The sequence below is a fragment of the Legionella quinlivanii genome, from assembly GCF_003265995.1.
GTDB classification, from domain to species: Bacteria; Pseudomonadota; Gammaproteobacteria; order Legionellales; family Legionellaceae; genus Legionella_C; species Legionella_C quinlivanii_A.
The window spans coordinates 313,257-340,063 of record NZ_MVJN01000005.1 but is presented as its reverse complement, the minus strand read 5'-3'; the positions used below and the strand labels follow the sequence as shown (position 1 = coordinate 340,063).

The following is a 26,807-nucleotide window of genomic DNA, read 5'->3' as shown; positions in this document are numbered from 1 at the left end:
AAAAAACCATAACAATATAGAATTTTCCTTTTACAAAGCCTGTAAACTCCTAATCATCAACGTCTCAGAACTAGCTTCTGCTCTAGTCTCTGTCTATCGCCTAAAATCGTTTATCCATTCCTTTTATGAAAGTCTCGCTTGCTTTGCTATAAAAAATGTAAAAAAGAAACCCGATTGGGAGCCAGCTCCCTCCCCGGGGGAGGGATTTTAGTTCCTTAGCCTGACGGCTATGGGCGCTTCGCCCGACATTCATTTTCATCAAATTTAGCAAAAGAGCATTAGGTTGATAGGTTTATGAATGCTTAAACAAGCCAGTTCAATTTTAGAAAGCAAAAAAAAGGAAATTGTCGGGCGAAGCGCCCGACCTACTGAATAATTGTAAAGTTATAAATAATTTAGTCGCAATTCTCGCTATTTAAACTTCAGTAAGTTATAATGTAATCACTTGTATCAAGTGTTCAAGATTGAATGAGCGTTATTCGTGAAAAATCCCTCCTTTTGTGTTTCCAAAGTAGTGAAAATATCGCGTTCTGTCAACGGCAATTCAGGCTCGTTTGCTTGTACAGGTTTATGTTTAATTTTTTTTGGAAAGTATAATGTCTGCTATAGTAGAAACTGGTTCCGTTAAATGGTTTAACGATGACAAGGGTTATGGTTTTATCAGCCGTGACAATGGCCAAGATGATGTGTTCGTACATTTTCGTTCAATCGTAGGAACATCTGGTCGTAAAACACTGCATGAAGGCCAACGTGTAAAATTCCTGGTAACTAAAGGCCCAAAAGGCTTGCAAGCTGAGGAAGTTACTGCGGTCTAATGTTTTAGGCCTTAAGTATTCTGAGTTTTTTCTGAAATCGTCCCCTCTTATTCTTTACTCAAAAATAAGGGGGGAATGATTATCCCCTGTTTATTAATTTTAAGCTCAACATATTGAGCCTGCGAATTCCTGCAGGTATGATAGAGTGCTTTTATCGCTCTTAAGCTCCGGGCTGTAGTCAAAAATCTAATCCCATCTGGAATCCTATTGAAATGGAAGTCATTTTGAAAATTCTATGGCTTGTTATTATTTGTCTTTTATCTGGCTGTCAGACCGGGTTTTATAAAGGGCCTCCTTCGGACCATTTTGATGGTAAAACCTTTTATAATCCGGACGAGAAAGGTAAAAAACGCAACGGAAATTATGACCTGGTCAATCTATGGATTTCCGTGCTGCAAAATCAATGGCCTGCAAGCTTACCCGAAATTTCTTATCCGCTATTACCGGCAAACTATCCCGATGGTGCAATGGTTACCTTTATTAATCATTCCACAGTACTTATTCAAAGCAAAAAAATTAATATCCTGATTGATCCGATCTATTCTTATCGTGCGAGCCCCTTTCAGTGGATTGGACCTGCAAGGCATCGCGAGCCTGGCCTTTCATTTGACAGGCTGCCAACTGTTGATCTGGTGCTCATAAGCCACAATCACTACGATCATATGGATTTGGGAACCATTAAGAAATTGCAACAGAAATACCATCCTCAATTTATTGTCCCTTTGGGTAATAAGGTATTTTTGGAGCGAAATGGAGTTAAACAGGTCACTGAATTGGACTGGTGGCAATCTGTGAATGTAAAAGAGACGAAAATCAGCCTTTTACCCGCTCATCATGATTCGCAGCGCTGGCTTTATGATCTCAATAAAACACTTTGGGGATCCTTTGGTGTGGAAATTAGCGGCAGAAAAATTTATTTTGCCGGGGACACGGGCTATTTCGGGCATTTTAAAGAAATCAGAAAGAAATGGGGAACGCCACAGCTCGCATTTTTACCAATTGGAGCCTATGAACCGCGTTCACTGGCCAAACCTTATCATTTGAATCCGTCGGATGCTGTTCGAGCGCACCTGGACTTAGGCAGCCATAGATCAATTGGCATTCATTGGGGAACCTTTCAATTAGGTGCAGAAGATTTTAATCAGCCCGTCAATGATCTGGCTTTAGCCCGCAAAAAATATGGGCTGACAGAGAAACAGTTTTTTGTCATTCGTGAAGGCCTTCCTTTTTATATTGATAAATAAGAGTTTTTGCCAAATCGGTAAATCAGTTTATACTCAAACACCAATAGAAAATGGATGGATTTATGCGTACATGGATTTTTGTATTTTTTTTCGGACTTTTCCCTTCAATTGCTCTGGCAGCGCCGGCATCCGGCAGTTTCACCATAGAAAAAACCTGTCCTGCGTATATTTCAAAAAACAAAAAAACCAATCCTGACAACGTGTATTTACAGCCGGGACAGGTTTTCGAAATCAGGGAAATTAATCGTGAGCATAATCCGGACTGGTTTCGCCTGTATCTACCTGATAACGCAACGCCGCTTCGCTGGGTAAGTAGTGACTGCGGCGATTCTTCCTATCATCCAAGCCCTGCTCCACGTTGTCAGCAAAGTCCCGGGCTTGCGGATTCCTATGTGCTTGCATTTAGCTGGCAGCCTGCATTCTGTCAGACCTATGGTTATGAAGCCGGGAAACCGGAATGCCTTCATTTGCCCTCTCGCTCATACCAGGCCAGTCATCTGGTTTTACATGGCTTATGGCCAAATCAGGAACAATGCGGCGAGCATTATGGCTTCTGCGGTACGAGTCCTCGCACGAATCATTGCGATTACCCGCCCCTGAGTTTGAAAGAACCAGTATCTGCTTCACTCAAATATTTTATGCCCAGTTACTCTCATGGCAGCTGTCTGGAGCGCCACGAATGGTATAAGCACGGAAGCTGTCAATTGTTATCCGCAGACGAATATTTTGCTTTGGCAATTCGCCTGACTGAAGACATGGAAGAAACGGCTTTAGGAAAGTTTTTACACGAGCATGTCGGCGAAACGGTGGATCGATTGCAATTGCAGGAGCTGGTGCGCCTCTCTTTTGGAAACGCCAGCACCAGAAAGGTATATCTGGGCTGTAAAAATGGGATGTTGGTTGATATTTTTGTACAATTACCCGCCTTAATTCCCGAACAGGATTCTTTGGCAGAGTTGGTTGAACGAGCGCCTGACGCCAAGCGTTATGAAGGATGTCCGGCTAAAGTGGGTATCTCTGATTTTAACAGCGAGTCCTGGTATTAAATATAAATGCTTGCCCCTGCGCGGGGCAGGTTGCCTTATATCAAAGTAAACGATAATTGCTTGCGCAATTTTCCAAGTTATTCTAATGTAGGAGCTTAACCTGGTATGGAATGTCGGCTTATGTTAACCCGTGTTATCTCCCTGATTTGCATTTTATTTCTCCTGTCAGCCTGCAGGCACTCTACTGTGAACTCTACAGAACAGCCGCCTGTACCGGTGAATAAAACCCAGCAGACGCGAGCTATGCCTTCCTTTAATAAGGTATCAGCTAGCGGCCGCCTGAATGTGGTGCTGCATACCGGCTATTCAAAGCCTCAGGTTATTTTACATGGTGATCCCCGGGATTTGGTGCAGGTAAGTACCCAAGTCCAGAACTATACGCTGGTGGTGAATTTAGGCAGTGGATATCCACGCTATGGCAGCGTGACCGTGGATATTCGCGGGCGCTTTCTAAATACCTTCCGCTATGAAGGCGCAGGAATTGTGACCGGGCCGCGATTAAATTCAGGGCTTCTTGATCTTTATCTGGAAAATGAAGGCAGGACAGTACTGGGGGGGCACATTAATGTCGGCGTGCTGGAGGTGAAGGGAGGCGGATATACCGAAATTAACGGGGTGCAATCGCGCAATCTGCACCTGCGTATGTCTGGTAAACCACGGGTTAAGCTAGCTGGCGTTGAGAGGATAAATACGCTTGATTTGGAGGGTGATGGCGCTTTAAGCATGTACTGGATAAAAAGTGATACTCTGACCATCAGAGCTGGCGGACAAACCTTTATTCAGCTGGGCGGTGTGGCTAATAAAATTGATGTCTGCCTGAAAGATTCTGCCCGGTTTAATGGCCGCTACTTACGTGCCAAGAGAGCATTTGTGAAAACCTACGGGAATTCTGTCGCTGAATTAAGTACGATTAAACGCCAGCATACGCTCGCCAGCGATTCGAGTAATATTTACTTTTATAATATTCCTGACATGAAGACTGATTTTATGGCCTATAACGGTTCGGTTTTGGATATGCGTGATCTCAATGATTTCTTTGTTCAGGAGTATGACCGTTATAACAAGCAGATCCAGTAATTGAGAGAATGTTCATTAAACTGTGTCACTCGCAAGCACGCCGTCATCTCGAACGCAGTGAGAGATCTCCGAAGGCTGGCACAAACCAGGATTCAGAAGATCTCTCGCTTCGTTCGAGATGACGTGGCCAGCCGGTTGCAGGCAACCGGTTCCCTTGTTGCAGGCTCAGATTGCTAAGGATTTAATGCAGGCTTTAGGTGCCGCGCAAATCGGGGAGGGGGCAGGCATCAGGCGATGATTACTGCTTGCCTGCGTCTCCTGGGCTCGCATAAAGGCAGCAAATCTTGGATCCCAGACGTTACGAATGCTCTTCTGACTGGCTCTTTCACAACAGTTAGCAAGCAATTTCATTTCAGCCGTGGTGCAGCCTGTTAAATAGTCGATATCAAAAAAATTCTTTTTGTAAGCCTTCACAAATTGCGGGCTAGAGAATAGCCCCCGCTCTTTCTCATCGGAGGGCCGTTTAACATTTAATAAGAACTGTTGATAAAAAGACAAAATTTCGGGACAGACTTCAAGCTGAGTTAAAAAATCACAATAAGCCTGACGATGACACTCGACTCCCTGAGCGCTCAGAATAATAGGTATGCGAGCAGCCGCCTCTTCTTTGGGGAGCCAAAAAAGAGGTTTTAATTGCTCTGCAGGCAGCTTGCTATTCAAAAGAATGTCTAATTCAGGCGAATTGCTAAAGGATTCTTTACTAAGTATGTAATGACTATTAAACAGGAGCTCGAGACGCTCACTATCGATAAAGCGCCTTTGAGCAATAGATTGTATCGAATGAAATAAATCCCCATTGGCTGTCTGAGAAAAGAGGACAGTTTTTGCCGAAGCGGAAAGCCTGCACAAAAGGTTCAAAGTTTTTAAGTTTACAGTGTTATCCTTTAATACCAGTGGATAGAAGTCACAGGGGAGTGAGTGCAGAAATGCAAGTTGGGCAGGACGTAAGGATTTAACCATTACCAATGCCTCAGCAAATGCCAGTTGCATACTGCCTTGCCTATGCGGAGACTGGAGGACAAAATTTAATAGAAACCCTAGCCCGTCTTTTGATAAGGAAGCGAGATCACTAAAATTGCAAAACCCTGACCAGGGGGTTCGTAATTGCTGAATCTTGCTGAAATGGTAGAGCATTGTCACATTGAATCGACGTAAAATCTCTTTGTTGGTGAATATATCCTGTAAGAAGTTCTCCAGAGCCACTAGCTCTTCGTCTGGTAATGAAAGAATCTCATCCAGTTTGAAATGTTGATATTTGCCAAGCTGCTTATTGATTGCCAGACAAGTCTGTTCTCTCTTTTTTGCGTCCAGTGCTTTATTTACTTGGGGTTTGAAAGTTTTCACAACGTATCCTTTTCGTTAAAGAAAAATTAGTAACATGACTCCGCTTGCAAAATTATACAGCATGTTCAAACGATGCCAATCGCTCTGGTCTGCGCTCATCCGCTCCTGGCCTGTTGAACTATGCATGGTATTTACGGGTTAAATGGTCTAAAATTTAATTGATTGGGTTGTTTTATAGTCAATTGGCAAGGAGGTTCAAAATATACTGCAACCATATGGATAACTGAAAAAGCTTTATTTCTTTCGCTTTTGCTCATCATATTCTTTGTATCTTCACTTAAAAACCCACTTCGGAAAGCAAAAGCAACGGTTGATTGATTTGAGGCTTTTTTATTTGCTAAAGGGAGATTAGTTATGAGCAGACAAATTGTAAACGCCGACAATGTGATCGGTGTGGATGTAAAGAATCGTGAAGGAGACAGTCTGGGGAAAATCGAGGCTTTAATGCTCGATAAATATCAGGGACAAGTGGCCTATGTAGTATTGTCTTTTGGTGGTTTCCTCGGGATGGGTGATAAGCTTTTTGCGATGCCCTGGAGTATTTTCTCCTATGATCCGGCCCAGGATTGCTTTGTTATCAGTGTCGATAAAGAAACCTTGAAGAAGTCCCCGGGATTCGATAAAGATCACTGGCCAGATATGTCTAATCCAAGCTGGATGACTGCGATTCATAAACACTATGGTACCATGCCGAGCAGATCTCAGCATTAGAAGCCTGCTGTATGAGCTGCCCGGTTGACCGGTTATTGCGGGCTTTGTTGCGTAAATAGCTCCAAGCCGCTAACCTACCGTCCGTGCGAACGAAGTGAAGCAATCCAGAATGAAACTTGAACAAACCAAGGCACTGGATTGCTTCGCTAACGCTCGCAAAGACTATCACTAAATGGTCATCTGCGCTTGAGCAGACAAGCTAGCAGGTTTTATTTCATCTAAAACAGACTTATATTTTTCATACAACTGAGGAGCATTGCTCGCGTCTCTGGCACGTAATAGCAACGTGAAAGCTTTGTTAAGCTTCAATTCCATTGCATCTCTAACTTCCTGAATGGCTTCGCCTTTGGTCAGCCGCTCCTGCAGATGTCTTCCAAGTTGCCTGCAAACCAGGGTTTGAATCGTTTCTGCATCAAAAAAATCGAGCGGTCGGCCCCGCAACTGCCTTTTTAGGTCAATGATTGAAACCTTACTCTCATCATCTATTAATCTCATAAACATTAGCATGTAAAATGTTTTAGCAAGGCTTTGCACATCCATGCTGTTCAAATCCTCAATTTCTGCCGAAAGCCCTTGTTCCTGAATTTTTAAGGTGGATTTGGAAGTATTGCTAATCAATTGTTTATATGAAGGGCAGCATAGATAAAGTAAATACTTGGCAAATGCATGATGACCTGCGTAATCCAGACTTAAACCGAGTGGTGCCAGGATATCACTTCCCTCCTGACAATGCCTGGAATGACCATATACAGGATCATTTATGGATGGACGGGCTATGTCATGAAATAGCAGGGCCAGGGCATACTCTAATCGGTTCAGTAATATCAGGCTCAGCTTACCCGCTTCAAGCGCATGCTCCTGCTCGGTGACATTCTCCTGAGCGCCCGGATTTTCATAGGGCTTTTGGGCCAGTTTATTTTGCAGAACATCAGTAATTAATTCCACATAACAATTCAATGCCTGATGAAGATCGCTCAATTCGGCAGGGAAAGTATATTCTTTTGCTTCATCAAGAATGGGCGAGGAAGAGGCAAGCAGCTCGACCGGTGTGGCCTGCAATTGTTGCACGCTTAAATTTAAGGATTTGATAAAGTCTGCGGCTGTATAAGAAATTGCTTCCTTCTCCTTAAAAAAGCCTTTTTTCTTTAGCAATTCAAGAAGTTCAGGAAAATCGGGAAACTCATTTAAATACACCGCAAGATTGGTCTTTAAAAGGTTACGATAGTTTTTGGAAATTTGTACAAAGAGATCATCAAACACTTTGTCTTCTGAAGCGGCCATAATTTTCCTTATTAATCCAACAATTGAACCAACTGACCAGGCCAGCAATGATGCAGACTCGCTGTTCTGTCAGAGATGCATTACTATAAGTTTCAGTTTATTAAAACAAACAGGAAAGTATTAACAAACTTATCCACAGAGCTGTTGCTCACGGACTAATTATAAAAAATGTATTTTATCAATTAGTTGTCTATTATTTCATACATAATTAGAATGCTTTACTAATTTTATGAACAAACTTATCCACAGGATGCGATTTAATGCACTGGCATCTATTCACTCTCGGGATAAATTACCGAATTTTTATAAGCGCTTCCACCCCAAATTTCTTCTTCAGACAGACTGGTCTCAATAAATTCGATAGGCCAGCCATTTTCTTCAATCGCCGCTACTTTAAAACCCTCAAAAGGAAAATAAGGCCCCAGAATGACATTTTTTCCCCGGATCGCCTCATCAATGCTATCGACTTTGAATGCGACATGAGGTTTGGTCTGTAGCAGTGGATGCAAAGGGCAGCCTTCTTCAAAGCGATGGTACTGGATACGAGTTGGAGCCTCTCCGCCCGAGGTATACATTTTAAACGGGGCACTATATCGCTCGCCAGGGCGGACTTCAGTAGTTGGAATACCCACATGATGGAATTGATAGCTCATTTGTTTAACTCCTTCGTTTATCTATGGACATTATAGATTGATGGTATACGCTTTATAAAACGATTTGTTTTTCATAATTTATGAACCATAGGTTCATATTAATCGGAGCCCATTATGAGAATTAATCAGTCGCTACAGTGCTTTATTAAAGCGGCAGAAACACTGCATTTTGCCAGTGCAGCAGCCAGTTTGCACATTACTCCTACCGCGCTAAGCAAGCAAATTAAAGGATTGGAGCAGCAAATTGGGATTCAGCTCTTCAAGCGCAGTACTCGTCGCGTCATCCTGACGGAAATGGGAGAAAGGCTATACCAGCGATGCCGGCTTATTGAAAATGAAATCAACAAACTGGATCAGTTTATTGAGAACAGACGCGCAGAGCCTCAGGGAAGTTTGCGGGTTTTAGTTTCAACAATCCTGGCCAGGAAATGGCTATTCGCTCATTTGAAGGATTTCAGAGAGCGTTTTCCAAAAATTGAATTGGAACTCATTTTGACTGAAGAAGATGACGATTTGGCAGACGCCAAGGCAGATATTATGATGGGTTTTCCTGAAATTCCTCCTTACACTAATAATTTAAAAGCACGCTATGTATCTACCGTTAAGAATATTCTTTGCGCCGCTCCCAGTTATGTGCAGCGTTATGGTTTGCCTGCCAGTAAAGGAGATCTTGCCAATGCTCATTTTATTTCTCATACGTTGAGGCAGCCACACCATCAGCTTCCCCTGGCTGATGGAAGCACTATTTCAATCAACCGGCCGGTCTTATTAATTAACGAATTCGACGCACTTAATCAAGCCTGTAAAGATGGACATGGCCTGTTTCTGACGGGTGATTTATTAGTGAAAAATGAACTGAATAGTGGCGAGTTAATTCAAATATTACCCAAGCTAGAATTTAAAAACTATAAAATTTATCTGTTTTACCAGGCCTATGATTATGAGTTGCCAAAAGTACGTGCCTTTCTGGAGTTTTATGGAAAGAAACCCCTTATTTAAGCAGAGGATGTTATACTGAAGACTATGAGAGAAATAACTGCAAGCCTTCGCTTGACGGCTGCGATTCTCTTTAATGAAACGAGGTATGACATGGCTCTTTTTAAAAAGCTCAGAAAGTTCTATCGCGCAAGTGCTGAAAACCGTATACAAACCCATGTGTTTCTTGCTTTTTTAATAATTCCCGTAATTGGCATGATTGCTTTGTATGTCTGGGTTAATCTTTTCTGGTTACATTAATATTCGCTTAGGCAAAAGTGCGGCAAAAGGAGCTTACTATTTTTTCGCACTACTCTACTCATTATTCCGGCGCGTGCGGAAACATGCCACAGCTGGCATTATAGCGAGCTTGAAGATGAATCTCCGTCTGCGCGGGGAGGCATTGTTGCATAAATGAAGATTGGAGCACAAAAAACTGTCTTTGCGAGCGTTAGCGAAGCAAACCAGCTCCTTACTTTGTTCGAGTTCCGATCTGGATTGCTTCACTTTGTTCGCAGTTCGCAAAGACGACAAATTAGTTGCGTGGTTCTATTTACGCAACAATGCTGTGAGGGGGGTAACGGTTTAATGTACGGTGTTATCGAATAATTAAACCAGTCTGTTCTGAAGTCTGATTGGTTTCAGATACCACCGCTGCCTTGGAACGGCAATCAAACAAGGTTTTTACCAGAGGGAGCTGTGATAATTTGCTTGTTTGTACATAATCGTGCTGTAACAATGCCATAACCATTTTAACCACTGCAGGCTTCTTGCCTTCGGAAACAGGCTTTTCCAGTAGTTTGATACAAGCTTCGGCGCTTTCGCCACTTGCTATACCATCATCCAGAAAAATAACCGTTTTGCCTGCCAGAGATTTAATCTTATCAGTAGGAAGCTCGAGGACATCCGGATCACCATAGCCTTTTTGTATATTTTCGCGTTGCACTGCTTCATCAGGCATCTTATATCCGCCTTTTTTGCGAATAGTGTAAAGAGGCAGTTGCAATTGACCGGCAACCTGAGAGGCAATGGGAATCCCGCGCACCTCAGCGGTAGCAATAACCACATCTTTCCAGGCCAGATTGTTTTTCTCTATATGCCGCTGAATTTTTAATGTCATCTGTCTGACCATATGGGTATTCAAACCGGCATTTTCATGTAACTTTAATACATCAAAGAAGCGATTTCCCTTATAAGCGTGATGAGACATATTGCGCATGGCTTCATCTCGCTTTAACTTCCAGCTCACCAGATATCGCTCTGGTGAAACGGGTACATTTTCATTACCTATCTGCCTGTCTGCAGGCTCAGTGACTGCCTTTATCTTAAAGTCAACGGCTTCAATGCGGTTGAAAAAATGTTCTTTAAAATAATGCGTATAAGCCTGCCCCACACAGCGTCTTGCGCCCGCCGAATGATAAATGCCCGCTTGCTTTAGGTTCAGACAGGCCATTGTGCCTGCGGCTAGGCTGGTACCGTCCGCCAATTGGATATCTTCATCCAGAATGCGGGTGCGTATAGGGAAGAGATAGCCTTTATCCAGTCCTTGTTCATAGATGCGGGCGCGCACTAGTGGATCGCGAAGATCAGCATGTTCTTTGACGGCTATGGCAAGCGCTTCATACATGACATTCTCAAGAAAGTCAGGTTCAAAAATCAGATCAAACACACAATCAGAAACAATCGCAGCGATTGTTTTCGCATCCAGACCCAATTGCTCTTTTTCATTAAAATAATTTAAATCCGCCTCAAAGCGTTTGACCATCGACTGACTTGTGGCTTTGCCGATATATTCCTGAATCGCTTTTTTAGCGGTCTGCAGTTCTTTATTGACGGGCAGTTCATAGAGCCAGGACGTTAAGCCGCTTGGATCCAGGCTTTTGTAATAATTGCTATAAAAGCATTGCTTCATTGCTGACAGTATCTGATGACGTGTATGCTGATAAGCTTCCAAAGATACATTGTTTCCAAAAAGATATTCTGACCAGAAGCTGCTGAAAAATGTATCGAATGCTGTATCCAGTTCAAAGGTTTTTGTGGCGAAAAAATGGCGATCCAGGTGCTCATCAATTAAACGTTCAATGCGTTGCCGATCACTCTTAATCGTTTGCCCAAATGCACTATGGATTAATTTCCATACATTCACCTGCTGTTGCTGATTGACAAAATGACGGTCATCGCCAGAATCAGTGGCGACAAACTCGTATTTCAAGCCGGCAGCCTGTGAGAAATGACGATACACATGACCTAAATGGCTTTTAGATTCCAGTACTTTTCTTACTTCAGCTGCGGTTTCAAGATACACCATTTTTTTATTAAACAGAGAAAAGGATAAATTCTGTGTCTTGTAATTTTCCTGCAAGGACTTGATTGATTTGTACTCGATGCCGGTTTTCCACAGTTGCGATAAAACAGAACTTAAGCCGACAGGTCTTATTTCGCTGTCAATAACGGGTTGTTGTGCTGGAACTTCATTGGTCTTTTGCAAGACAGTATGGACTTCATCGATTCGCTGCAAATTAGCATAAATAAAAAGGCTGGTGGGTCGAATGGCCTCTGCACTGTGGATACTGATTGCTTTTTTGCCGAGATTTTCCTTGATTTGACTGATCAAGGGCAGAGTAGTTTGCTGGTAAAAATTCAAACGTCTTTGAATTGCATCCTGATTATCATCACAGCGAGAATCCTCACGAGCTGTCAGACGCTCTTTAAGTGTTTCCTGGTCGATATCCAGATGAATTAAAGCTGCAGGTTCCCCCCCATCCTTCAACGAAGTCCTGGTATTGTGCCTCGGTGCGTGGATAGCCATCGAGCAAAATAACGCTATCCTGGTCAGTAATTGCGGCTAATTCTTCAGCCAGGATCTGTTTAATAACCTGATCTGGCAATAAATTTCCAGCACTTATCAGTGATTTGTATTCTTTAGTGATCGGATGTTCGGGATTTTCGAGATAACGACGAACCACTTCGCCCAGAGACAAATGCTTGAACTTGCTGTTCAATGCCATTAAGGCGTTGCCCTGAGTACTTTTACCGCTGCCGGGTGCGCCAGTTAATAAAACGATTTTCATGATTGACCTCATCGCAAATAAATGATGAGTTAATAATATTCACTTTCGATTGTTTTTTGTTCCCGTATTGACTACGCCCCGTAATGTTTACGGGGTGGGAAATCGCAACGCGAGTGGGAAAGAGCAAGGCGACTGTCCTAAGTTAAGGAAATTTGTCATTCCCGCGAATGCGGGAATCCATTTCTCACTTGGCATTATAGCTAGCTCAGAGATAGATCCCCGCCTTCGCGGGGAGGACAGTTTAATATACAATTGAGCTTCACTTAATGGCAGTGACAGCAGGGGGAAGGTGGGATAACTATGAGGTTACCAAAAAGGAAACCTATAATTGATATGAGAATAATAGCAAAGAGCCGTCTTAATAATTATTGGGAATTGCCTGGCAATGAGCACATGACTACCGCATTATTTGCGCTATGGATTATTCCAGGTTAGCCATGTTTATTAAATTTGTTGGTACTCACAAAGAGTATGATCGGGTGAATGCCTCGGAGGTTGAAAATGATTAAGCCAATTCATAATGAGAATGATTATAAGATTGCTCTCGAGCGAGTTGAGGCTCTTTGGGGCGCGAAACAAGATACTCCTGCAGGAGATGAGCTTGATGTGCTACTGGTTCTTATTGAAGGCTATGAAAATAAAAATCATCAAATGCCTCCATCTGATCCCGTTGATGCCATCCATTTTTTAATGGATCAAATGAATTTAACTCGCAAAGATTTGGAGGCCTTTCTTGGTCCGAAAAGTCGCGTTAGTGATGTTTTGAATAGAAAACGTCATTTAACCCTACCGCAAATTGTCAAACTACATAAAGAACTACACATACCCTATGAGAGTTTAATTGAAGAGCGCTACTATCTTTAAGTGACAATCCCCGATATTTAAGCAGTGCTGTGTTTTATTCTTTGTTCAAATGCGTGCGGCGTTCGTTCATTGTTTCGATACTGTTGTAGATTGTCTGGCGGACAATTTCCTGCATTACCGGAATATCTTTGAGCGGAGTGCCATTGAAGATGGCGTGTGCAATGAAAAAACTGTCTTGCCAAAGTTTTTCATTGGCTCGGCTGGAGGCTTTTAACCAGAGGGCAATCCATAAAAAATGGAAGAGCCACTTCTCACGGCGGGCTTCAAACTCCTCGGAAAACACTTCCTCGGTAGCTTCATCGATAGAACATACTTTGATTCCTTCGACAAAACTGCTGCAGCGGTTGACCAGCTTATCGACATGGGCGTTCTCGATATACCAGGATTCGGTGAATGATTTATTTTTCAACCAGCTTTTTGAACGCTTGAATGACATTTCAACAATTTCAGGAGTAAAGGGATGGATTTGAACCGACAGGTCCTCTATCAAGGCTGGAATATCGATTGCCTGCGGCGTGAAATGCACCCCAAGCAGTTCCTGCATTTCAAGAAAATGCAGGTCAGGAACCTCATTTTTGGCTAGCGTCATCGCCAGAAAATGCTCACAAATTACACGGTGGTAATCAAGATCGACCACACGCAAGGTCACACTATCGTCAAAGGCCTCTTCATAATAACGATTTATTTCTGCAGTGGTCATTATTGGGGTGACCCAGACATCCTTTATTCCTATTTCATCTTTGAATAGCAGGCCGCAAAGCCGGTTGTTTCGCCCCAGTTTTACATGAATAAATAGCCCCTGAGCGCCGCTTCCATCCACTTCACTGGCCTTGATTCGCTTAATTTCCCCGTGAGGAGGAGGCTGTAGAATGACTCCCTTTTTCCGCTGGATTTTAATCCAGCGATTAAACTGCTCATGATATTCTGCAGGATACCAATTCTTGATAGCCTGCAAGCGGGTCAGCGACGCAGAGCTGAAAGTCACGCCGTTAACAATTTCCTCATGGGCTGCGATTACTATTTCCCGAACGAAGTGTTTGGGATGAAGCAACATGAGTAAGGCAATATCCTGACCTTCCGGAATGCTGTAGAGATCAAATACCAGATCGGCAAAGAACTCCACCGGCATGGCATAGCTCTGAGCAAAAAAGTTTTCGGCGATATCGAAAATACTGAGCTCTGATAATTCATTAATCATATCCTGGATGGCTTTAAGATGATTAACTTCTTCTTCAGGACTAATTTCTTCTTCCTGCCCCGCCAGCTCAAGATAGGCATCGCGCAACTCGTCTGACAGTTCGGCATGCACATCGTAAAAGGCGTTTAAAATAGGCAGCCAGAAACTCAGCGTGTGCGAGGCGGTTCTGATAGTACGAGCAAGATGCGACATCAGTTGATCAAGAATTTTAATCGCCGATTTACTGCCGCTTTCCAGTGCAGACTGGAGTTGAGCGACACAAATATCCAATGCATAGATACAGGCTGAATAATAGGAGCGTGTTTCCTCCAGTTTCTCTTCAGACATATGATCAAGCAGATCAACCAGCTGAGAAGCCAGATGAGGCTCCTGGAGAAAAGAATTCACATAATGGGGCTCTGGATCGGCGTTATTTTCAATTAACGCCGCCATCTGCTCAATCCATTGTTTTAGTTTCGTAAAGTCTTCAGTCATGGGGTCTGAGGTACCTGTCTTGGCGCTCCATGTTCGTCAATGGCTACAAAAACAAATATACCTTCGGTTACTTTATATTTTCCAGATACAGCGGCGCCAGGCTCGGCCCAAACCTCAACAGCGATGGTCATTGAGGTTTTACCCGTTTTGACTAACTCAACATGACAGCTGACCACATCACCTACGTGTACGGGCTTTAGAAATGTCATTGAGTTAATCGCCACGGTAACTGCGCGGCCATGAGATATCTTCTTTGCCAATACTCCGGCTGCCAGGTCCATTTGCGAAACAATCCAGCCGCCAAAAATATCGCCGTTGGCGTTCGTTGAGGCAGGCATGGCCAATGTTTGAATGGTAATTTCGCCGCGCGGAGTATCAGTCATATCAGGAACCACGTTTCAATTTGGACAGGGCATCAGCCATTGCTGTATTAAACACCCCTTTCTTAACTGGTTTTTCGGGCTGTTTCTTATCATGAGCTGGCTTAGAGCCTTTTAATATTTTTTTCGGCCCAGGGTTTTTGGCTGATTCGGTCGGCTTGCCGGGCTTTCTCGCCGGAACGTTTGACTTTTCCTCATCCAGAATCATGCTTAAGCCAATTCGTCGTCTTTCCTTGTCGACTTCGACCACCTTCACTTTGACGATATCGCCGGCTTTTACAATAGTGTGCGGGTCACTGATAAAGCGATTAGTCATTGCTGAAATATGAACTAAACCATCCTGATGAACACCGACGTCGACAAAGGCACCAAAATTAGTCACATTGCTGACGACGCCTTCGAGAATCATACCTGTTTCCAGCTGGCTAATATCTTCCACACCCTCTTTAAAGGAGGCGGTTTTGAACTCAGGACGTGGATCGCGTCCAGGTTTTTCCAGCTCACGAAGCACATCCCGAATGGTGGGTAAACCAAATTGATCATCGGCAAACTCTGCGGCGTTAACGCTGTTCAGAAGCTTATGGTTTCCAATTATTTGTCGGATTTCAATATTATGTCTGGCCAGTATTTTCTCAACCAGAGGATAGGCTTCCGGATGTACTGAAGAGGCGTCAAGGGGATTTGCGCCATTCATAATCCGCAGGAAACCGGCAGCCTGCTGGAAGGTTTTCTCTCCCATGCGCGGAACTTTTTTCAGTTCTTCACGGCTGCTGAATACACCATTTTCATCGCGATACTGCACCAGGTTTTTCGCTAAGGTTTCATTTAAGCCTGAAACGCGAGTCAGCAGAGAAACCGAGGCCGTATTGACATCGACCCCAACACTATTCACGCAGTCTTCTACCACGGCGTCAAGGCTACGCGCCAGACGTGTCTGATTTACATCGTGCTGATATTGCCCTACACCAATCGACTTAGGCTCGATTTTAACCAACTCTGCCAGAGGATCCTGAAGGCGTCTGGCAATGGAAACAGCGCCACGTAATGTCACGTCCAAATCAGGAAACTCATTGGCCGCCAATTCAGAAGCGGAATAGACGGAGGCCCCTGCTTCATTTACCACGATTTTAGTCAATTTCAAATCTGGATACATTTTCATCAGATCAGCAACCAGGCGCTCAGTGTCTCTGGAGCCGGTTCCATTGCCAATACTGAGTAGATTGACATTATGACGGGCAGCCAGTTTGGCCAGCTCAGCGATAGACTGATGCCATTCATTGTGGGGTGCAAAAGGAAAAATGGTAGTGTAGTCCAGCAGCTTTCCGGTAATATCAACGACTACCACCTTCACGCCGGTGCGGATGCCGGGATCAAGGCCTATGGTAATTTTTTGTCCAGCTGGGGCACCGAGTAATAAGCCGCGTAAATTTCTGGCGAACACCTGGATTGCTTCTTCATCCGCTGCCTCTCGTAAACGGGCCAGTAATTCAAGCTCAAGTTTGGTGAATAATTTAATTTTCCAGGTCATGCGGACTGTTTCCTGGAGCCAGGCGTCAGCGGCACGTTTTTGATCAACAATACCGAAATAGCGGCCAACATGCTCTTCACCGTAATTCTCATTGTCATTGAGCTGAAGCGATAATTGTAAAACGCTTTCCCGACGCCCGCGGAATAATGCCAGGGCACGGTGAGAGGGGATTTTTTTTAATGGTTCTTCATAGGCAAAATAATCCGAGAATTTGCTGGCATTATTTTTCTTGTCGCTACTGGCGGCACTGCCTGTTGATTTTAAAACAGCATGCTGCCATAAATACTCGCGCAGCTCGTTAATCAATTCAGCATTTTCTGCAAATTGCTCCATGAGGATTTGTCGTGCACCTTCCAGTGCTGCTTTTTCATCTTCAATGCCTGCCTCAGCATTAATGAATTTGAGCGCTTCCTGTTCGGGGGATAAGTTGGGATCTGCCAGGAGCGATGTGGCCAGCGGCTCGAGTCCTGCTTCACGGGCAATCTGTGCCTTGGTGCGGCGTTTGGGGCGGTAGGGCAGATATAAGTCCTCAAGCCTTGTTTTGGTGTCAGCGGCAAGAATACTGGCTTCAAGCTCGGGTGTTAATTTTTCCTGCTCTTTAATCGACTGAAGAATGACATTACGACGTTCATCCATTTCGCGCAAATAATAGAGGCGCGATTCCAGGTGCCGTAATTGGTTGTCATCAAGTCCGCCCGTTACTTCTTTACGATAGCGGGAAATAAAAGGAACAGTGGCGCCCTCATCCAATAAGCGAATGCTGGTTTCTACCTGAGAAACATTCACTTTCAATTCCTGTGCAATGATGGTTGCAGCCGACAGCATTTTTTGTGACATTCACATCCCCGTAAGACAAAACTGTTAAATCGCCAGCATTATATACTTATCAGTATTTAATTTGCGAGATTTTCAGCGGTGATTATATACAATAAGCAGGTATTTGGGAGTACTCATTGATTTATCTTTTTACATGGCCCAATCGTAAGCGGTCGGGCCAGATGAATTTCAATCAATAAATTAAGAACGAATACCGCTTTTCAATTTATTAATAACAGGATTACTCTACCGTTACTGACTTGGCCAGATTGCGCGGCTGATCCACATCCGTGCCTTTGGCTACGGCTACAAAGTAGGCAAGTAACTGCAAGGGGATGGTATAAACAATGGGGGCTATCCATGAGCCGCAGGCGGGAACCGGAATGAGTCTGGCCCCGTTAGGCTGCCATTTGTGAGAGTCGTCCGCAAAAACAATCAGCTGGCCGCCACGTGCACTGACTTCATGAAGATTGGACTTCAGTTTATCAAGTAATTCATCATTGGGAGCGACGGCAATGACCGGCATATTTTTGTCAACCAGCGCCAGAGGGCCATGTTTAAGCTCACCGGCGGGATAGGCTTCCGCATGAATGTAGGAGATCTCTTTCAATTTGAGTGCGCCTTCCAGAGCGACGGGATATTGCGTTCCCCTTCCCAGAAACAGGGTGTGGGATTTTGAAACGAATAATGCCGATAAGCTCTCAATTTCATTACTCATTTGCAAAGCGCGCTCACAGCATGAGGGCAATTCCTGCAACTGCTGCAATACCGTATTCGCTCTTTCGTCTTTACATAATGCAGCAGCCAGCATTAAAAAGGCGGCCAATTGCGTAGTAAACGCCTTGGTTGATGCCACGCCGATCTCTAATCCAGCGCGGGTCAGGAAAACACAATCTGATTCTCTGACCAGAGTGCTGGTGGCAATATTGCAAATGGACAATGTGGCCAGATAGTTTGAATTTTTTGCCTTGTAAAGAGCGGCCAGCGTATCGGCTGTTTCACCGGACTGAGAAACAGTGATAAAAAGAGTGTTTTTTTCAACAACAACATCGCGGTATCGATATTCGCTGGCAATTTCTACCTGAGTGGGAATGCCTGTCAGAGACTCCAGCCAATAGCGCGCGACTAATCCGGCATGGTAGCTGGTGCCGCAGGCGACAATATGAATTTGCCTGACTTGCGGAAAAATGTGATTCGCACGGTCTCCAAAACTGGCTTTGAGTATATCGATGCTTTGAATACGGCCCTCAAGCGTATCGGTCAAAACCTTGGTTTGTTCGTAAATTTCTTTCAGCATAAAATGGCGATAGGGGCCTTTGCTGGCAGACTGGCCATCATCTTCCAGCGGATGATGGGGGCGTTTAACTGGTTTTAGCTGTGCATTGAACAGTTCTACCTGTCCTTTATGCAGGCGGGCGCTATCGCCTTCTTCCAGATAAATCACCGATTGCGCGAACGACCGCAAAGCCAGCGGATCTGAGGCAATAAACAGCTCATCTATACCTATGCCAATCACAAGCGGGCTTCCCTTGCGTAGTGCAATGAGCTCATGAGGACGTTGCTGATGGATGACGCCAATGGCAAAAGCCCCATGCATGGCAGAGCTTGCTTCCTGGACAGCACGCAAAAGGTTTTCATGCTGCTGATAAAAGTGATGGACTAAATGAGCGGCGACTTCTGTATCGGTCTCTGAAGTAAATTGATAGCCTTTGGTCTTTAGATCTTCCCGGAGTGCTTCATGGTTTTCAATAATACCGTTGTGGACTATGGCGATTTCATTATGTGATAAATGAGGGTGCGCATTAAGTTCGCAGGGTTTTCCGTGAGTTGCCCAGCGAGTGTGTGCAATTCCTATCGTACCGGCAATGGCGGTTTCCTGCATGGCGTCTGCCAATGCCTGGACCTTGCCTTGCATGCGAACACGTTTCAGACGGCTATGCGAATCGATAACTGCAATACCTGCTGAATCATATCCACGATATTCCAGACGGCGCAAACCCTCCAGCAAAATACGACTCACATCTCGTTGGGAGATTGCTCCGATGATTCCACACATAATAATGGCTCCTTCATATTTTAATTATTGCCTATATAACAAGACCGGGCTTTTTATTCATTGTAAAGAACCTGAAATTATGCCACAAAAACCCCCACAATCTAAAGATTTGTGGGTGTCTGGCATTGAGTTCGATAACCATGCTCTTTCATTGCCTCACAAATTTCATAGGCGAGATAGCGGTGAACACGGGTTGTAGGATGTAATTCGTCCCAGAATAAATAGGCGTCGGGATTATCGCAGACATGATAATTTTTATCACTTGCCGCAAAATTACTGTCGCGATAGTGAAGAACCTGCAAATACTCAAGGACGTAGTTTCCTGCGAAGGGTGATCCGGCAAGCGTATGGAACATTGGTAGTTTAATATCGATGCAGGCATCCATGGTATTGTTTATGCCAAACTGTTCCGGATTGTTTAAGGCTTTTTCAAAATAGGACTGAACGGGGATGAAGAGAAAGTCGACCTGAGGCATGATCAGCCGCCATTCTTCAACTCGAAGAGCCAGGCGTTCATTATGCTGCTGAATGGCGTTATTAAGAACCGGACGGTCATAGGTACGGTTGAATTTGGGAATATGACCAATTTCGGGCAACCCTATGACCACGATATGTGTGGCTCCTGCGCTGACCAGTTTTTTTACCCCGGAACCCAGGCCATCCAGCACATTGTCAATATAGCTGTTCATTACCGCCGGATTATAGTTGTCCTCAAATTTTAAGACGTTAACATAGTCATTAGCGCCGCTGAACACAAAATAAATGGTCTGGCTGTCCAGGTGTTCATGGACCAGTAAATAGGATTGAATCGTCAATCCAAGACTCGGGGGAATTAATTTTCCGACCACCAGTGTTTTCAGAGTATTGATTGGGTGGCGGATTAAATTCCACACAGTCAGCTGATAATCATAGCTCACCGCCCAACTGCCTCCAAATGCCTGATCATCGAAAACGCGCAAATCCTCGCGATCGACATTAAGCATTGGCGCCAGGTATTCGCTCCAGATACGGCCATTTGAGAAATGATGCTGCCAGTAGGGATCACCCGGCAATACAGGAACCTGTCTGACTTTACCGATTAAATTGGCTAGTAATGGGGCCAAATCCTCATCAAAAAAATGGGTGACCAAATCAATACCTGAATCCAGTACCACCTGCGGCACATAGTAATCATTGGCAAATTCAGTCATTTTGTTAATTACAAACACTTTAAGAGGTTTAACCAGAAAGGCAGGATGTTCATCTTGCCGCAATGCTTTAAGCAGGTGGGTTGTATTGCCTGTGTCAGACAAACTGTCGCCAAAAATTACCATCGCTTTAACTGCTGGTGCAGCAGAAAGGCCAAAGGGCAGCCACAGCATAATAACAAACAAAAACCGGCACATCCTGGTGCAGTTTGGCATAGCTCTCTCCTTAGAGTCTGTAAAACCTGATCTTGCCTGAAGAACAGGGTGTAACATGGGCTGTTGATCACGTCCATAAATTAAATTTAACTGTTATTCCCGCCTGCGCGGGAATGACAATAGCACCAGCCCTCATCCATTTAGATTAGAACTCTCAATGATTTATTGTCAAATATAACCTGGAAAGACATGTGGGTAATGATGAGAATGGCTGTGGGTAAGGGATTAAGTTTTAGTCTGCAATAACCTGCCTCATCAACGCTTCTTCATCAGCCTTGCCCGCTCACGCTGCCAGTCACGTTCTTTGATACTATCCCGCTTATCATGCGTTTTTTTACCTTTTGCCAAAGCCAGCTTCATCTTGACGCGGTTTTTTTTCCAATACAGAGACAAGGGGATTAAGGTATATCCCTGGCGCTCGACGCTGCCGATGAGTTGATTAAGCTCCTGGCGGTTTAACAGTAATTTACGGGTGCGAGTGGGGTCTGGCTGTAAATGAGCGGCAGCAGTGGGCAAGGGTTGAATCTGGGCGCCCAGTAAAAATGCCTCGCCATATTTTACAATCACGTGCGCATCGGACAAATTAATTTTTCCTGCCCGCAGGCTTTTGACTTCCCATCCTTGCAGAACGATGCCCGCCTCGTATTCGTTTTCGATGAAATAATCAAACCGTGCTTTTTTATTAAGCGCAATGCTTGAGTTTTTAGAGTTGTCGTTCGACATAATAAATTCTTCGGATTACTAAATGTTGGAATTATACTCTGAGTAAGCGATTTATAGTATGCCGATTAATAAAAAGAGAGGTTATTTCTTGCGAATTGTACTAGGATATTAACTTTAAATCAGGGAATTACTATGAAAACAGGTGAGCTGGTTAAGGATTTTCAATTTGTTGCCACAAATGATCTTGAGCAGAAACTTAGTGATTATCGCGGCAAATGGCTTGTGCTTTATTTTTATCCAAAGGACGCGACACCCGGCTGTACCCTGGAGAGTCAGAATTTCCGTGATGCCCATTCCAGATTTAAACATCTCAATGCTGAAATTCTTGGAATTTCCCGCGACAGTCTTAGCTCGCATGATAAATTTAAATGCAAGCAGGAACTGCCATTTGAATTAATAAGTGATCAGGATGAAGCCATTTGTAATTTGTTTGATGTCATCAAAATGAAAATGATGTACGGCAAGCAGGTCAGGGGAATTGAACGCAGCACCTTCCTGATTGATCCTGAAGGGGTATTGCGCAAGGAATGGCGCAAGGTCAGCGTGGACAATCACGTGAAGGAAGTTCTGGATGAGTTGAAAGCACTTCAGGCATGATCTATGCAGGGAGTGAGTTGTGTTGATGACTACTATAATAAGGCGGTCTTATGGATACTAAAAAGTTATTTGTACTCGACACCAATATCCTGATGCATGATCCCACTGCTATTTATCGTTTTGACGAACACGATATTTACTTACCTATGGTCGTTCTCGAAGAGCTCGACAGTCACAAAACCGGTTTGTCGGAAGTGGCGCGAAACGTACGCCAGGTGAACCGTATGCTGGTGGAGTTAATGGCGCATGCTACTCATCAGGAGGTTGTGGCTGGTTTGCCGCTAAATGGCGTTCTCAGTAATCATGATCACAAGGGCAGCGGCCGCCTGTTTTTTCAAACCCATGAATTTGAAGGGGTGAGGCCAATTTCTCTCCCCGGACACAAAGCGGATAACACCATTCTCGCGACCGCTCTTGGCCTGCAGAAACAGTTCGCCCCGCGTCAGGTCATTATCATTTCCAAAGACATCAATCTGCGTATAAAAGCCGGTATTCTCGGGATTTTAGCGGAAGATTATTACAATGATCTGGTAGTTGATGATGTTAATCTTTTACACAGTGGCCTCCATATTCTGGAAAATGACTTCTGGGATGCGCATGGCAAGGATATGAATGCCTGGCAGGAAGGGGGGCGGTCGTATTATAAAATCAGCGGTCCGCTGATTAAGCACTGGTATTATAATGACTGCATCAGTACGCGCGATAATCAATTCCAGGGTATTGTTAAACAACTCACACCCGAGCATGCCGTGGTTCAGGTTGCCAGAGACTATACGCAGCCTAAACATGGCGTCTGGGGAATTAATGCGCGTAATCGCGAGCAGAATTTCGCCTTAAATCTCTTGCTGGATCAGGATATTGATTTTGTTACTCTGCAAGGTTCGGCAGGTACCGGTAAGACGCTGCTGACTATCGCGGCGGGTCTGACCCAGGTACTGGATCAGAATCGTTATAATGAAATTCTGATGACTCGCATCACCATTCCAGTAGGTGAAGATATTGGATTCTTGCCTGGAACAGAAGAAGAAAAAATGACTCCCTGGATGGGTGCTCTGATGGATAATCTTGAGGTGCTTCACAGTTCGCAGGAAGGGGGGAGTTTCGGGCGGGGTGCCACCCAGGATTTACTGCAGAATAAAATCAAAATCCGCTCGTTGAATTTCATGCGCGGCCGCACTTTCCTAAACCGCTATATCATTATCGATGAAGCGCAGAACCTGACGGCCAAACAGATCAAAACCCTGGTGACGCGTGCAGGCCCCGGAAGCAAAATCATTTGTCTTGGAGATATCAAGCAGATTGATACACCTTATTTAACAGAAAGGACCTCGGGACTGACCTTTGCCGTGGACCGATTTAAGCATTGGCAACACAGTGCGCATATGACTTTAACGCGTGGAGAGCGATCAAGGCTTGCACATTATGCGGCAGACCATTTATAGTACGCGTTTTACAAAGGATAAACAATGCACACTCAAGCCATTACATTTGACGACGTCTTATTGGTGCCTGCTTATAATCACCATGAATCGCGACGTGTCGTTGATATCAGCATGCAAGACAGACTGGGTAAGCTCAAGCTGCAATTGCCGGTGATCAGTTCCAATATGGACACGATCACCGAAAGCAAAATGGCCAATTTCATGCACAGCAAAGGCGGCATGGGCGCTTTGCATCGCTTTTTAAGTATCGAAGAGAATATCAGCGAGTTCAGGCAATGCCTTGGGCCCGTGTTCGTTTCGGTGGGATGTTCTGATGCGGAGTTACAAAGAGCGGAGGCGCTGCGCGACGCGGGTGCTGATTATTTTTGCGTGGATGTGGCGCATGGTCATGCCAAGTATGTAGGCAAGATGCTGAAGGAGCTTCGTAAAATCGTCGACGATCGCTGTATTATGGCGGGAAATGTTGCTACTTATGCCGGTGCTGATTATCTGGCTTCTTGCGGCGCTGATATTATTAAGGCAGGAGTCGGCGGCGGCTCCGTATGCAGCACGCGTATTAAAACCGGCTTCGGTATCCCCATGTTAACCTGCATACAGGAGTGCGCACGGACTGATCGTTCCATTGTCGCGGACGGCGGGATTAGAACCTCCGGAGATATCGTGAAAGCGCTCGCTTTTGGCGCTGATTTCGTAATGATTGGCGGTATGCTGGCGGGTTCTGAGCCAACGCCCGGGGAAGTTATTACCAAAGAAGATGGGCGCAAGGTCAAGCGCTATCGCGGCATGGCTTCGCGTGAAGCTCAGGAAGATTTCCACGGACAAATGAATGAATGGAAAACAGCCGAAGGCGTGGCCACCGAAGTGCAATATCGTGACACTCAGGATGGCACCATTGCCGATATTATTGGCGGTTTACGTTCCGGTTTAACCTATGCCGGTGCTGATAGCATCAGTGAGTTGCAACGCAAACTCGACTATGTTGTGGTCACTCAGGCCGGTCGTTTGGAAAGTTTGCCGCATAAGCTGATGGAAGGTTGATTTTTAAGCCCTTCTTTTCTAGCTCTCACTGCCATTAAGTTAATAAATTTTTTGTTATTCCCGAGCCGGCGCGGGTGTAAACATAAGAGAAAATCCCCTCTCCCAAGTTTGGGAGAGGGCTAGGGTCACTGTCATTAAGTTAAGGAATCATCGTAGGTTGGGCCCTTGGCCCAGCAAAGGGGTTGAACCACACCAGAACTCAATGTTGTGCCAAGGGCACAACCTACATGCAATTGCAGAATTTCCTTAACTTAATGGCAGTGAGGGCTAGGGTGAGGGTTGATTTTAACCCTGGAGCTGTTCTGCTCAGGATGGACCATTCCATCTGCTTTTTAACTCACCCTGATTTAAGGCTTTCTCCTGCTTTTTATCAAGAACAGCAGTAATGCCGAGCAACTGCTCCTCTCCTCCTTTAACAGCCGCCAGCTTTTCGGTTTTCGAGTAACCGAAAAAGTACCCGTGATAATGTTTATATTCTGCTTGTCCCTTCCGCTGCTGCTTGTAGTCATCCAGCTGCTGCAATTTACTGAGCATACGATACTGGGAGGAGTCTTTTGGAATGTTGCTTTGTTGCGCCTGTTCGTATAATTGCTTGAGAATGACACTGTACTGCTCATAATCATTCTGATGATATTGAGTTAAATACTTTTTCAATAAATCCGGGTCATCTGCAAAGGTGTCAATGGTATAGGAGGTTGCCTTGATTGCCCTGAAATCATTGGATTCCAGTTGATGGCCCAGCAAATTTTTTTTGATTAGAACAGACTGGTGGCTATCGCCTGTAAAATCAGGTGCCTGAGTTTCCCGGTACAGTTCACCGAGGACTCGTTTACACTGACTGGCTTCGCCCTGCCGTATTTTTGGCAGATAGCTTTCCAGTGTTTTGGTATCATTAAAATCACTGAGTGCGTAATGGTCCTTACCCAGTCGATGCAATGCGGCTGGTATATTTTCAAGTGAATGAGTAGCGGCCAGCAGTCTCATATTTTTCAGGAGTTTTTCCTGAGCTTCTTCACTTCTGGGAGTTTCTACATAGCGTTTCAGCAATGTCGGGTTCTTATCAAGGGATAGAAGTTTAACGCTGATAAAGCGATCCTCAATAGCTGTCAATAATCTGTCTGCTTCGCTCGCATTTAATTTAAATTCAAATTTAAAAAACTGTCTAAGCTCAGGTTCGAGTTGCTGAAAATCGGTATTGATGAGGTATTCAGCAAGGGCTTTAGAGCCCAGAAGTTTATCCACGGGGTCCAGTTGCTCAGACATGAAGACTTTTAAGCCCTCTCGTAATAAGGGCAGCTCGGTGTGTCGAGCGCTAACAGTATCCAGGACATCTGGAGTGAGCAGAAGGCTTTTTAGCAAGATGGGAAAGAGTTTTTTCCGGGTTTCTATCTTTGCTGGTTCTGATTGTAAATCCTTTTCATTCCTTTCAATCAGGGGGAGCAACGCGTTTAACAAATCACTGGGTTTAGTATCCATAGAATCATGAATACTACCTATTGTAGCGCCATACATCCGGGCTTTTAATCGTTCCAGGCTTAAATCAAAATCAATATGGGCCGTTTCGTTGTTGTCATTGACGCCAAAATTAGCAGGATTCAAATCGCCTTCGTTGAGAACCGACAGAGCCCACACCATTCCGGGATCGTTCATGATGTTGTCCTCGAACTCTTTCTGGCTTGCCGTTTTGTATCCCGCTGGATTGTGTTGAGATGCGACAGCCATGACAGACTCAGATTTCACTACGCGTGTTTTGGCCGCCCGTGAGAGACCGAGAATAAAACGGAACAAGTCACTGGCAATGGCCTCCAGCTCATAGGCATGCTGGTTCGGAAGGGTATTCTCCCGAGCTTGGACATTATTGGGATGTTTGTAATACCACTGGGAACCTGGTTTTGCAGTTTTTTCTGCTCTAACTGTGGTCTTATTAAGCGCATTACTCTTAAGAGTAAATTTTTGGGGATCGATATGTTTTCTTGGCATGGGTGCATCACAATAAGCATTGGTGTTCATATTATATCATATTTGTACTTTTTATGCTCTGCGTCTGCTTTCGATTTTAGGATTAAATTCG

Annotated in this window: 24 protein-coding genes; 12 read left to right on the top strand and 12 right to left on the bottom strand. The window is 44.5% G+C overall.

Annotated features, from left to right (window positions below; all coding sequences use genetic code 11):
• Nucleotides 1-596: 596 nt before the first annotated feature.
• The 4 genes from B1207_RS08385 to B1207_RS08370 all read left to right on the top strand — a co-directional run bounded on the left by B1207_RS08385 (nucleotide 597) and on the right by B1207_RS08370 (nucleotide 4,182).
• Complete coding sequence (locus B1207_RS08385) at nucleotides 597-815, top strand: cold-shock protein (RefSeq protein ID WP_058507051.1); 219 nt, start codon at nucleotides 597-599, stop codon at nucleotides 813-815.
• A gap of 212 nt (nucleotides 816-1,027) precedes the next feature.
• Nucleotides 1,028-2,059: an MBL fold metallo-hydrolase gene (locus tag B1207_RS08380; protein ID WP_112219531.1), complete on the top strand. Its 1,032-nt coding sequence runs from the start codon at nucleotides 1,028-1,030 to the stop codon at nucleotides 2,057-2,059.
• Between the two features lie 62 nt (nucleotides 2,060-2,121).
• Nucleotides 2,122-3,105: a ribonuclease T2 family protein gene (locus B1207_RS08375; protein WP_112219530.1), complete on the top strand. Its 984-nt coding sequence runs from the start codon at nucleotides 2,122-2,124 to the stop codon at nucleotides 3,103-3,105.
• A gap of 186 nt (nucleotides 3,106-3,291) precedes the next feature.
• Nucleotides 3,292-4,182, top strand: a complete 891-nt coding sequence (locus tag B1207_RS08370; RefSeq protein ID WP_253255811.1) for a GIN domain-containing protein — start codon at nucleotides 3,292-3,294, stop codon at nucleotides 4,180-4,182.
• A 165-nt stretch (nucleotides 4,183-4,347) separates the two neighbouring features.
• Here B1207_RS08370 and B1207_RS08365 read toward each other — a convergent pair whose 3' ends face one another.
• Nucleotides 4,348-5,526 carry a hypothetical protein gene (locus B1207_RS08365; RefSeq protein ID WP_112219528.1) on the bottom strand — a complete coding sequence of 393 codons (1,179 nt, stop codon included), beginning with the start codon at nucleotides 5,524-5,526 and terminating at the stop codon, nucleotides 4,348-4,350.
• A gap of 354 nt (nucleotides 5,527-5,880) precedes the next feature.
• Here B1207_RS08365 and B1207_RS08360 point away from each other — a divergent pair, with 354 nt between their 5' ends.
• Entirely contained in the window at nucleotides 5,881-6,237 is a 357-nt protein-coding gene (locus B1207_RS08360) for a PRC-barrel domain-containing protein (RefSeq protein WP_058507056.1), read from the top strand.
• Between the two features lie 168 nt (nucleotides 6,238-6,405).
• On the opposite strand, the gene B1207_RS08355 is transcribed toward B1207_RS08360, so the two are convergent.
• Entirely contained in the window at nucleotides 6,406-7,518 is a 1,113-nt protein-coding gene (locus tag B1207_RS08355; protein WP_112219527.1) for a hypothetical protein, read from the bottom strand.
• A 272-nt stretch (nucleotides 7,519-7,790) separates the two neighbouring features.
• On the bottom strand, nucleotides 7,791-8,171 hold the full coding sequence (locus B1207_RS08350; protein WP_112219526.1) for a helicase: 381 nt from the start codon (nucleotides 8,169-8,171) through the stop codon (nucleotides 7,791-7,793).
• A 114-nt stretch (nucleotides 8,172-8,285) separates the two neighbouring features.
• Here B1207_RS08350 and B1207_RS08345 point away from each other — a divergent pair, with 114 nt between their 5' ends.
• Entirely contained in the window at nucleotides 8,286-9,170 is an 885-nt protein-coding gene (locus B1207_RS08345; RefSeq protein WP_112219525.1) for a LysR family transcriptional regulator, read from the top strand.
• A gap of 24 nt (nucleotides 9,171-9,194) precedes the next feature.
• Entirely contained in the window at nucleotides 9,195-9,407 is a 213-nt protein-coding gene (locus tag B1207_RS08340) for a hypothetical protein (RefSeq protein WP_112219524.1), read from the top strand.
• A gap of 337 nt (nucleotides 9,408-9,744) precedes the next feature.
• Here B1207_RS08340 and B1207_RS08335 read toward each other — a convergent pair whose 3' ends face one another.
• Complete coding sequence (locus B1207_RS08335; protein ID WP_172458211.1) at nucleotides 9,745-11,916, bottom strand: phosphoribosyltransferase family protein; 2,172 nt, start codon at nucleotides 11,914-11,916, stop codon at nucleotides 9,745-9,747.
• Nucleotides 11,855-12,217, bottom strand: a complete 363-nt coding sequence (locus B1207_RS08330; RefSeq protein WP_172458209.1) for an adenylate kinase family protein — start codon at nucleotides 12,215-12,217, stop codon at nucleotides 11,855-11,857. Before B1207_RS08330 ends, B1207_RS08335 begins: the two co-directional genes overlap by 62 nt.
• A 416-nt stretch (nucleotides 12,218-12,633) precedes the next feature.
• Here B1207_RS08330 and B1207_RS16200 point away from each other — a divergent pair, with 416 nt between their 5' ends.
• Together B1207_RS16200 and B1207_RS08320 are read left to right on the top strand one after the other, a co-directional pair.
• A complete protein-coding gene (locus B1207_RS16200) occupies nucleotides 12,634-12,726 on the top strand; it encodes a type II toxin-antitoxin system HigB family toxin (protein WP_112219521.1) in 93 nt (30 codons plus the stop codon).
• Nucleotides 12,719-13,081 carry a helix-turn-helix domain-containing protein gene (locus B1207_RS08320; RefSeq protein WP_112219520.1) on the top strand — a complete coding sequence of 121 codons (363 nt, stop codon included), beginning with the start codon at nucleotides 12,719-12,721 and terminating at the stop codon, nucleotides 13,079-13,081. The genes B1207_RS16200 and B1207_RS08320 overlap by 8 nt, the downstream gene beginning before the upstream one ends.
• A 34-nt stretch (nucleotides 13,082-13,115) precedes the next feature.
• Here B1207_RS08320 and B1207_RS08315 read toward each other — a convergent pair whose 3' ends face one another.
• From B1207_RS08315 to smpB, 6 genes are all read right to left on the bottom strand, one after another.
• Nucleotides 13,116-14,753 (bottom strand): hypothetical protein, encoded by a 1,638-nt coding sequence (locus tag B1207_RS08315; RefSeq protein ID WP_112219519.1) that lies wholly within the window; start codon nucleotides 14,751-14,753, stop codon nucleotides 13,116-13,118.
• Nucleotides 14,750-15,136 carry an acyl-CoA thioester hydrolase YciA gene (gene yciA, locus B1207_RS08310; protein WP_112219518.1) on the bottom strand — a complete coding sequence of 129 codons (387 nt, stop codon included), beginning with the start codon at nucleotides 15,134-15,136 and terminating at the stop codon, nucleotides 14,750-14,752. The genes B1207_RS08315 and yciA overlap by 4 nt, the downstream gene beginning before the upstream one ends.
• 1 nt (nucleotide 15,137) lies before the next feature.
• Entirely contained in the window at nucleotides 15,138-17,498 is a 2,361-nt protein-coding gene (locus tag B1207_RS08305; protein WP_112219517.1) for a Tex family protein, read from the bottom strand.
• Nucleotides 17,499-17,718: 220 nt separating this feature from the next.
• Nucleotides 17,719-19,533, bottom strand: a complete 1,815-nt coding sequence (gene glmS, locus B1207_RS08300) for a glutamine--fructose-6-phosphate transaminase (isomerizing) (RefSeq protein ID WP_112219516.1) — start codon at nucleotides 19,531-19,533, stop codon at nucleotides 17,719-17,721.
• 101 nt (nucleotides 19,534-19,634) lie between these two features.
• Complete coding sequence (gene plaC / locus B1207_RS08295) at nucleotides 19,635-20,936, bottom strand: lysophospholipase/glycerophospholipid:cholesterol acyltransferase PlaC (RefSeq protein WP_112219515.1); 1,302 nt, start codon at nucleotides 20,934-20,936, stop codon at nucleotides 19,635-19,637.
• 255 nt (nucleotides 20,937-21,191) lie between these two features.
• Nucleotides 21,192-21,659, bottom strand: a complete 468-nt coding sequence (smpB, locus tag B1207_RS08290) for an SsrA-binding protein SmpB (RefSeq protein ID WP_058507067.1) — start codon at nucleotides 21,657-21,659, stop codon at nucleotides 21,192-21,194.
• 132 nt (nucleotides 21,660-21,791) lie between these two features.
• Here smpB and B1207_RS08285 point away from each other — a divergent pair, with 132 nt between their 5' ends.
• The 3 genes from B1207_RS08285 to B1207_RS08275 are packed head-to-tail and all read left to right on the top strand — an operon-like array spanning nucleotide 21,792 to nucleotide 24,736.
• On the top strand, nucleotides 21,792-22,256 hold the full coding sequence (locus B1207_RS08285; protein ID WP_112219514.1) for a peroxiredoxin: 465 nt from the start codon (nucleotides 21,792-21,794) through the stop codon (nucleotides 22,254-22,256).
• Between the two features lie 50 nt (nucleotides 22,257-22,306).
• Nucleotides 22,307-23,698 (top strand): PhoH family protein, encoded by a 1,392-nt coding sequence (locus B1207_RS08280; protein WP_112219513.1) that lies wholly within the window; start codon nucleotides 22,307-22,309, stop codon nucleotides 23,696-23,698.
• Nucleotides 23,699-23,722: 24 nt separating this feature from the next.
• Nucleotides 23,723-24,736, top strand: coding sequence for a guanosine monophosphate reductase (locus B1207_RS08275; RefSeq protein ID WP_112219512.1), 1,014 nt, complete (start codon nucleotides 23,723-23,725; stop codon nucleotides 24,734-24,736).
• A 306-nt stretch (nucleotides 24,737-25,042) separates the two neighbouring features.
• Here B1207_RS08275 and B1207_RS08270 read toward each other — a convergent pair whose 3' ends face one another.
• Nucleotides 25,043-26,716, bottom strand: coding sequence for a hypothetical protein (locus B1207_RS08270; protein WP_172458207.1), 1,674 nt, complete (start codon nucleotides 26,714-26,716; stop codon nucleotides 25,043-25,045).
• Nucleotides 26,717-26,807: the final 91 nt, after the last annotated feature.